Below are 9295 nucleotides of genomic sequence, written 5' to 3'. Positions count from 1 at the left end.
GATATCTCGCCCCTTACTGTTGTCAAAAGCATCTTTAACCTTTGCATCAAACTCTTGGCGAGTTGCTTCGCGTTGAATACCCTTGTGGCGATGCTTAATCCAATAATAAAACCCACTTCGAGAAACCTTGAATACCTTAACCATGCGGACAACACTGAAGCACAGCAAGTGTTCAAGCATGAATTCATAGCAATCTACTTTAGATTTTTCGCGAAGTAGGTGGCGGCCTTTTTTACGATATCTAGCTCTTCTGCTTGTTCTGCCAACTGTCTTTTGAGTTTGGCTACTTCAGCAGCTAGCTCTTGTTCTCGCTGACTGGTTGTAGTGTTTTTCTTTACAGTCTTGCTGCCGCAGCGACTCCCACTTTCTCTGCTAGCTTCAGAGTTTCGGCTTTAAATTCAGGAGAATGGATAATACGTTTCTTCTTGTTTGTCATGATTCACCTCGTTAGTGATTGTACTCACTTAACTCGGTGTCCAAAACTGGTGGTGCAGATCAGTGAAGCTAGCGGAGTTATTGCAGGACGACATAGGTTATCAGTCCATCGTGGATACAACTACTCGAAGGTCAGTAACGAAACGGCACACAAGGAAATGACCCAGACAGCTCATGCGCTAGAAAAACACGCAAGAGGAATAAAGATTAGCATTGCTGTTGAAGAAGGAAAGAACCTTTATAACCCCCAGATTATTGACGAAAAAGAGAAACAAGAGTCTGGAGTGGCTGATCTAAAGAACGGTGGCACATGTAAAGGTTTAGAAACTGCTGAAAGCAAAGAGTTTCAAAAGAGCCTAGACAGGAACCCGCTTCTTTCTGATGAAGATAAGAAGCTGATGGGGTGTGGGTTTATCATCAAGTGTTTTGGGTGCGCAAATTTTGCTGTTGTAGATGAAGTGAACGACATCTGGAAACTGCTTTCTTTCGAATCTATTTTAAACGACTCAATTAATTACCATGTTAGCTTCGCTCACTTTATCGAAAAGCAGGGTGAATTGAAGGCAAAGCTCCAAATTATCAAAGGCAAACTCACTCCAAAAAAATTAGCAACGGCAATTAAGAAGCTTGATAAACAAGGCTTGCACCCGCTTTGGGATGGGATGTATGCCGTATTAGATAAGATGGATATCTAAATGCTCGCCACCTAAACAAAACACATATTTCGTTAGACAAAGCTGTAGTTTTGCTTAATAAATTACAATACTGACAACAGGAAAGTTGATGTCCTTACTTAATTACGAAGATCTGTACAGTGGTAAAGATTGCACGCTCGATGGCGGGGAATCGATTAATCAATTTAAAGCTAGAAAATGGTCATTTCAAGAGTATAACTTAGATCATTCACCTGCGTCTAAATATGATGTTTATTGGAAACCTGAGTATGAAGACATCCCAATTTATCGAGATTTAAAAGTTCGTGCTGCATTTCTGTTGTACGGCTCTAATGATAAATTGTTCACCTCGAAACTCAGAAAAAAGAATGTAACTATCGCCGCAATCGACTATTGCCAATTACTTGTAAAGGATATTATTGATAATTGGGAAGTGGTGCCTGATACGCTAGCAGCACTAGCTCACCCGATTTTCTTTGAGAAGATTAAAGAGTTCCTGAGATCCAAAAAATATAGTCAGACTTCATGTGAGAGCGTCCTAACTTCTTACACGACATTGAGCGATGCTAATGATTTCTTGCCTCTAAACTTGCAGTTAGTCTTTCCCATTCAGAGTCGTAACGCTTTGGCTAAGGAATTGGCAAGTGGAAATAAAGGCAACCATCCCACCATTATCCCAGAGTTATATGGGCAAACGCTCGGAAAATTAATTGAATTAATAGACTGGTATCATCAACAGCTTAGTTGTGACGACACCCCTAAACTTGGAGAAATGGGGTCATCATTAAATCTTGTGGAGTTTCGTAGGGTTGCCATTGGTTTAGGCTATACAACATGCATGGCTTTTAGTGGAATGCGATTGAGTGAAGCGGTGTTTTTACACGAGGATTCTTACGAAACGGTCGATTTCGAAGGGGTTACAACATCACTGTTGAACTCCTCCACGGTGAAGTTGGAGCAAGGTGCCATAAGAGAGGATGTTTGGGTTTGCGCTGAAATTTGCGAAAAGGCATTAGAGGTGATTGGATTGGCTAATGGTGGTGATTGGAAATACTTGCCAACTAATTACGCCAATAAGAAAAAGGTAAGTCTCAATAAATCTAACCTAAATACCTGCCTGAATGAATTCAAAGATCGCCACTTGCGGCCAGAGTATAAGAAGGAGTGGGATACCTCTTATAACTTGCTAAACAGTAACGTTAATGCCGATCCACGAAAGATGAAAGCTGATGGTACGTACTACTGGCATTTCATTAACCATACATGGCGCAGAAGCTTTGCACACTTTGCGGTGGGTAACGATCTGTCTTGCTTAGGTGCCTTAAAGCAGCAGTTGAAACATATTTTCATTGGCATGTCTATGATATACACCTCGACTAGTGATGTGCTTGCTTTGATGCAAGTAAAAACAGACCCCAAGCTTTTGAGGGAATTGGACGCAAGCCGAAAAACTTATAACGAAAAGTACCTGTCAAACGTTGTCTCTGGCGAAGCGTCAGGTGGTTTTGCAGAAAATCTGATGGTTGAAGGGGAGCCAAGGGCTTTAACTGATAAAGAGTTTGCCTCCTTAGAGAAAAACAACCATACAGCGTCACGATCTACAGGATTTGGTCGTTGCTTTGGTAATGAGAAATGCTCAGTATCACATGTTTTTCAGCCTAGCTCTTGCGTATCTAATGGTTGCGAGAACCTAAGCATTACAAGAGAAGAGGCTCTGCGATGGAAGACATTGCATGATGGTTGCGTGAAACTCATCAGTAAAATGCTTGCAAATAGCACAATCAACAGGCACACGTTAGGCCGTGAACTTAGTGACTTACGAGCTGCGGAGCATGTAATGAGAAAGCACAATATTGAGTTCACTGAGTTCGTTATTACGCCTTCGTAAAAGAAACTAAATCTGTAAGGATTGGTGATATGACTAGAAATGAAAAAAAACTAAGAGCAGCACTGGAAGAGCTAAAGCAAGGCGGCGCTAAAATCAATCCGTCTGCTGTAGATAAAAAGGCTGGCGTATCGAACGGTTCTTTAAGTTATTACACCGAGCTATATCATGAGGTACTTAAACTTAAGGCTGATAAGTCAGAAAAGAAGACTGCAAGAGAAATTAGAACTGAGACTTTGAAGAGCAACAAGAACAAGGCACTGAAAGCCAAGCGTGAAGCTCAAACGGAGCTGTCAGAGTTAAAAAAACAAGTAAAAGTGGAACGCATGGAACACGCCGATGCGATTGCAAACCTCACTTGGGCGCTTCATAAGGCACAATACAAGAGAGTCATGGAGGATATAAATACAGCAGTTGGCATCAATAAATTAGGGAAAGAATAGATGGGAAGTTACGCATACGATTACCTGAACGATTCGTTGTTACTAGATAGCTCGTTGATTACTCGTCTCTACACTGGGATCTCAGACGCAACTCTAGAGAAAGAACTGCGTAATTACCGCGAGTACTGTTTGAAAATGCTTCCTGAGACAAGAAACAGCATAAAGGCGAAAAACACTGTTCGTTGCATGGCAACCGACACAATGTCACAAGTATCTCGTTTAAAACAAGCAGCATTGTATTTGGAAGAAGCAGTTGTAACTGACCCAGTCTTTAAACTAACCGATTTTAGAACGTCAGCCACAGAAGCCTTAACATCATTCATGGGAATGGCGTCAACACCTAAAGTTGATCGTCAAAGTTTAGCTAAAGCCGCTATAAAACTAATTGAGCTACGACCATTGGTAGTTGGTGGTTATGTTAAGCTTTATCCTGTTAGTTTTGAGTTAGAACGAGGGGCTGAGATTCCAATCATATGTTCTGATGTTGGTTTTGAAGACGTTCTGCCTAAACATATTCTGGATGAGTATAAAGCAAGTGCAGATGTTAGAAGTGTTGAAAATGACAATGGTCGCATACTCGTGATGCGTGACCTGTATCCATGCCGCCAGATTAGCATTCATTTTAAAGGCATGGAGGAGGGATTCTGTATGGGTTATATGCTTAATCCAACAGAATTTAAACCAACAGAAGAAGCAAACATATACACGATAATTCAAAAGCTATCGTCTGTTCCTCCTGAGAAGGAGGACTTCATTCAATGGGTAAAACAGTCTGTGAATCAAACAGCAAGAAACCATTTCATTGATCTTAACAAACGACTTGCATTAAGTAATTCCTTAGAGTGTATGTTCGGTACTGAGCATCCATTTGAAAGTCATCTATTGGACATAAATGCTAGCGAAAGTGACATTAAATCAAATGCTTTGAATTGTACTTTACAAATGGATGTACCATTTTTGGACAAGGTTTCGTCGGAGGACTTAATGTCAATACGAAACAATGATGGTTCAGCATTCCATTCATTTCGTGCAGAACTGGAAAAAGGCTTCCGAGCGGCAAGAAATGAACCTGACCCAAAACGTGTTCGCACGATCATTGAAGATACACAACATGAGCTGTTTGAAGTTCAAATGCGACAAATAACGCCGCAAATGAAGCATATTAAGAAAGTTCATTTAACTGATGTTGGTATTGCTTTTGCGGGTTTGGGTCTAAGCATGGCAACAGCAGGAACAAGCTTATTAGCAACCACGCTCGCTATGGCACATGGGTACAAGTCCTATAGTGATTACAAATCGAAGATGACAGCAAATCCATGTCATTTCTTATGGAATGTAAAACAAAAGGCGAAAAATTAGTTATTCATAAGAATTAAATTACACGAATGGAGTAGCATAATAAACCGAATATACGCAGATCATAGCTGTCAAGAGTTTTTTAATCACTTACTAAGTTGGATCGAAACGAATTATGAGCAGACTTACCAAGGTTAACCAAGTTCAATCAGACAACAAAATATGTAACCTAATAAATCAACATGATGTTTCTACGCTAATGTCAGAACTAGGTATTTCTCCAGAAAAGTTTCAAGTACAGAAGTTACAAGATCATTGTCGTTTAACGAATTGTGATCCTTGTCCTTTCGAAGGAGTTATCGCATCAATCTCTAAGCTAGAAAGTGACTAGATTTAATCTTTTAATATAGGAATAAAATTAGTTACTTAAACTGGATATTGCTAAATCTAAAGGAGGGCGAATGAAGCGTCTAATACCAATACTTCTTGCTTTATCTGCAAGTACTCAAGCAGAAAATTTAAAGCTAAGCTGTTTCTTTGACCATGACTACACTAGACCCAATGGTATGAATATTGAGGTAAACCTCTTTAACGATGAAATTACTGTAAAAGACAGCATGACGAAACATACAAGTAATTATGAGATCAAGAAAAAAAGTCCTAACTCATACACTGGTCTCATTTACTATTCAGCATTTCAAAACCATGTAGTGCTTACAAAATTGAATGGAGCTGAGTACAGTTTGGCAAGTGCGCAAACTGAAGGTGGTCTACTTAATTCTGCATCTTATTACTACTGTAAGTAATCCCACTTACGGAACCAATGTTAGAAGATGCAGCTTTTACAAGGAAAGCTAAAGCTAAGCTTTAAATCACAGCGTAGTGGCAAAATTCGTAGTTTTTAGAAAAATACAATAGCTCTAGTAAAAATCAACGTAACCAATTGAAAAGAAAGCAATCGTTAGTAGAGATCTATTTAACTTTAGTTAAATAGATCTTCTGATAACGTAGTTTATGGTAAATAGATTATGGTTAAATTAGAAAAACAGCTTTCAGGGCATTATATGTACAAATATACGCTCATAGATTTTGCCAAGAAAGTAAGAGGGGTTATAAAGTTAACGTTCTAATTTATCTAGCCTTAGGGTAAGTACGTGTACAGAATACTAATCATTGTGAATTTAACTTTTCTGGGTTTTGGTGAGGTTGGTGAGTGAGTGAGTGATAAAAATCAACCATAAGTAACTGTATTTTAGGGGATTTATTTGAAACGGATCCGATGGGGTATACTCATGAACCTAATTTTACTTCATGAAGTACCAACTTCGTGTTCATATTTTAAGCAAGAATGACTTCCTAGGTTCATGAACTTGGCCTTTTAAGGCTGTGAGCTATATCACTAGGTTTCTCTTATCACCTACGCTGATAAGACTAAAAGATTACTCCAATACCACCACAAACCAGACTATGGCTCACTGAAGAAACACCTGTATACTTTCGGCTCTGTTGTAGTTACGTGTTGCTGGCTCATTTAAGCTCCGAAGGTGTAACTCGTCTCTGCCCCTTTCCTCGTTAGAGTAGATGATCAACATTAATAACCCACTATTCATTACCCGTACCTTTGCTAATGCGACCATGTCTGGTCGATTGCTTTGCGTGTACAGCAATCAATGCTAATGTACTAGCGTTATGAGATGCATGAAATTCTGCGGAAGGTTGAAGTCGTAAATATTTAATAGAACATAAATAGAGAGGGAGATATACCATATGGCAAATGTGATAGAGCTAGAAAGAATAAGTAACAACCAACAGGTTAAAGTGACTGTCAATTGTGTTGACAATGAAGTGAAAGCGCAATTGATGGCTTTCATTAATGAAAACAAAAATAGTGTGAATAATTTAGAAGTGTACCCGATGGCTACTGCTGGGAATAAGTCTGAATCTGAAGTTTTGAACTTTGTTCTATCCATTGGAACCGATGTTTTTGAAGCCGTAAAAGATGAGCTAGTAAGTGTTTTTGTGGGTTATGTAATATCAGAACTAAGGAGTAAGAAACAAGAGTATGTAGTCAAAGATAAAGATGGGATCATTTCTAAAGAAAGCTCCGAAGATAAAAGCAAAGGATAGTTATGTCTGGTAACCATGGAAGTTATCTGCTAATTGGAGATATGGTTGGAGTGAACGTTCCAATTTCCACTTCGGTTAAGGTCAATAAGAAAATGGAAGGTTCGCTACGATCCAAGAAGGAGGTATGGAAGAACCTATCCGAAGATGAAAAGTTAGCGTTTTTAACTGAGGAACATGAGTTCGCTCATCATCAACTAATGACCAGCAGTATTGCAGGTGTATTCTATTGGCGTTTAAACGAGACATGGTCACGTGATGTGAGTTGGCTTTCGCATAAACTGTCTGAGCTTGGGTTACATCCAGATAGCGGCATGAATCTTCGTGAATGGTGGAAGAGCGATGGAAATTTAAGAGCTAAAATTGTTCTTGCTGATGACAAAGGCTTATTTTCTTATTTAGAGCACGTCTTTGAACACCTTCATAAGGTCAATATTCTACTCGACTACTTGTATGGAGACCAACTACCGCAGGAAAATATGCCTCGTGGGGAGTTTTCAAATCTACTGTCAACAGTCTTTGAGTGGTGCGCTGAAAGGTGTGGCTTGTCCCTTTGTGGAACCCATGATAATTACCATGATAGGTCCAAGAATCGTGCTTATATAAGCTCACAGTCACCTGTTGATACGGTTTTCCCAGCGAAGGAGGCTTACAACTTACAGTTTCTATTTGAAGTGTACTCAATTTGTAGAGAGTTATTTGTACTACAGTTGGTTGGTGACGAATCCAGAGCCCAAGACTTGTTAACGAAGACTTTAAAGGGTAGATATGCTAGTGCGATGAACTTGGTCATACCGATGTCTAAATCTAACGATTGGGCGTTGAAATTTTCACCACATATCGCTATGCAGCACATCTTGATGATGTGTAACTCTCCGCTAGACATATCAACATATAAAAAGGCTGATCACTTAGAAGACATACTTCCGTGGTTAGTTGCGGAGAGAAAATTCTCTAAACATCGGGTGGATTTTAACTATTTAGTTAATGTTGGAGTTAGAGTTTGTGGTTCCTTACAACAACCACTATTTACAGAGAACTCTAACTGGCTAAAATACCTCAATATCAAAAATATGGATGAGTTAAAAATCTACTTTTCTAAACTGAATGAAAGTAACGTCTCTGATTTTCACTCTGCAATTGCTTCAAATGCTGTCAATCAAGCAGCATTCACATTTAAAATTAACCTATCTAGTACACTAAAACTATTGCTTGAGATGGTTAAAAAACCAGAAGGAATTGATAGTGACCAGATCCAACGTTGGTATGATGATACGAAAAAGAGCATATGCTTGATTGAATATACTGATGCTGTATGGCTCTCAACCGAACCAACAATTAAGGCCAATGATCAACTTAAAGAAATTGTTACAACAATCCCAGAATTGGTTATATGTGGCTTAGTGGTTCGAGCACACTCACATTACATGCAAAAAGGTTATTGGGAGCGAGCCTGTAGACCGGATATGTCGATATTGATTGAGAAGTTGAAGGGCAAGAGTGAGCTTGCTTATAACTACTTGAGTGCAACCAATATATGTCTGGAAACCCAAGCGAAAACGCTTTACCCCAACACCATCGCTGTCAATTGCTTTGACCTATATTGCGACCAGTGAGGTTGGCCTACCTTGCGGAGTGTGAGACCTATATAGGTCAAAAAAGCTCTGAACAGTGGTCAGTCGGTTCCTAATTCGCCACCGTTATAGCACGCTCACAATTCAGCTTAGTCATAGCTTAGATAATCCGATAATTACTAATTTAGTAAATGCTAAAAACAGAATTGTCCAAATATAAGCTACACTGCCCGAAAGTTGGCTGTATGTTTCGGTAGTGACCCATTTACTAATCTATTCGTTTTAGTATTATTCACCACTATTCATTTTGAAATGAATCCGCTATTTCTCGGATGAGATTCTCTGTAATACCGGAAGAAGTATCTGTTTTAATGTACCTACCTGCAAAACTCGACAGTTGAAAATCATATAGGTTTAGGTTGCCTACAACCCGCCAATCTGCATTCATTTTATATGCATGGGCTAACATTCTCCGAATAGGATTGGAGTCATTTAATCTGAGCGTTAACCTCTTGTCTGAAGCTAAGTACTCTCGTTTAATTCCTTGTTTTATCAAAAATTCCTGAGGGAATAATGTACCCAGAGGGTACAAACGCACATTGGAGTTCAAACAAAAGACGTTTAGTAACTCAGTCCCTTCAGGATCAAGCGTTACTTGTTCTAGAAATGAAGCATGACTCATGGAGAAATAATTCTCTATTTCTGTTATAGAGCGCATTTGGGGATGTTTATCGAGGTAATCTGTAGAGAGAAGCAGGCTCGCAACATCAAAATATAGAACCTGCAATGCGGTGTGACTTTTTGAGCTTTTCGGTTTATTCATTTTCTTAAATCGCTTATAGCAATTATAAAATAAAAAAGTCA

The 9295-nt window shown here is 39.1% G+C and carries 9 protein-coding genes and 1 pseudogene; 8 read left to right on the top strand and 2 right to left on the bottom strand.

Annotated elements, in window-relative coordinates; genetic code table 11:
- A pseudogene (locus tag UF05_RS24775) lies at window positions 1–436 on the bottom strand (IS3 family transposase); the annotation flags it as partial.
- Window positions 437–593: 157 nt separating this feature from the next.
- On the opposite strand from UF05_RS24775, the gene UF05_RS14475 reads away from it, so the two are divergent.
- The 8 genes from UF05_RS14475 to UF05_RS14445 all read left to right on the top strand — a co-directional run bounded on the left by UF05_RS14475 (window position 594) and on the right by UF05_RS14445 (window position 8473).
- Complete coding sequence (locus UF05_RS14475) at window positions 594–1130, top strand: hypothetical protein (protein WP_156147355.1); 537 nt, start codon at window positions 594–596, stop codon at window positions 1128–1130.
- Between the two features lie 88 nt (window positions 1131–1218).
- Complete coding sequence (locus tag UF05_RS14470) at window positions 1219–2997, top strand: hypothetical protein (protein WP_045545411.1); 1779 nt, start codon at window positions 1219–1221, stop codon at window positions 2995–2997.
- A gap of 29 nt (window positions 2998–3026) precedes the next feature.
- Window positions 3027–3437: a hypothetical protein gene (locus tag UF05_RS14465; RefSeq protein ID WP_045545410.1), complete on the top strand. Its 411-nt coding sequence runs from the start codon at window positions 3027–3029 to the stop codon at window positions 3435–3437.
- On the top strand, window positions 3438–4796 hold the full coding sequence (locus tag UF05_RS14460; protein ID WP_045545409.1) for a hypothetical protein: 1359 nt from the start codon (window positions 3438–3440) through the stop codon (window positions 4794–4796).
- A gap of 112 nt (window positions 4797–4908) precedes the next feature.
- On the top strand, window positions 4909–5124 hold the full coding sequence (locus tag UF05_RS25850; RefSeq protein ID WP_156148033.1) for a hypothetical protein: 216 nt from the start codon (window positions 4909–4911) through the stop codon (window positions 5122–5124).
- A 70-nt stretch (window positions 5125–5194) separates the two neighbouring features.
- Window positions 5195–5539, top strand: coding sequence for a hypothetical protein (locus UF05_RS14455; protein ID WP_045545408.1), 345 nt, complete (start codon window positions 5195–5197; stop codon window positions 5537–5539).
- Window positions 5540–6500: 961 nt separating this feature from the next.
- Entirely contained in the window at window positions 6501–6860 is a 360-nt protein-coding gene (locus tag UF05_RS14450; RefSeq protein WP_031829298.1) for a hypothetical protein, read from the top strand.
- Window positions 6861–6862: 2 nt separating this feature from the next.
- Window positions 6863–8473 (top strand): hypothetical protein, encoded by a 1611-nt coding sequence (locus UF05_RS14445; protein WP_045545407.1) that lies wholly within the window; start codon window positions 6863–6865, stop codon window positions 8471–8473.
- A gap of 256 nt (window positions 8474–8729) precedes the next feature.
- On the opposite strand, the gene UF05_RS14440 is transcribed toward UF05_RS14445, so the two are convergent.
- Window positions 8730–9254 carry a hypothetical protein gene (locus tag UF05_RS14440; RefSeq protein WP_031829301.1) on the bottom strand — a complete coding sequence of 175 codons (525 nt, stop codon included), beginning with the start codon at window positions 9252–9254 and terminating at the stop codon, window positions 8730–8732.
- Window positions 9255–9295: the final 41 nt, after the last annotated feature.

This window comes from Vibrio sp. S457-15, from assembly GCF_000960545.1.
GTDB lineage: Bacteria > Pseudomonadota > Gammaproteobacteria > Enterobacterales > Vibrionaceae > Vibrio > Vibrio parahaemolyticus.
This window is presented reverse-complemented; position numbering and strand designations above follow the sequence as displayed.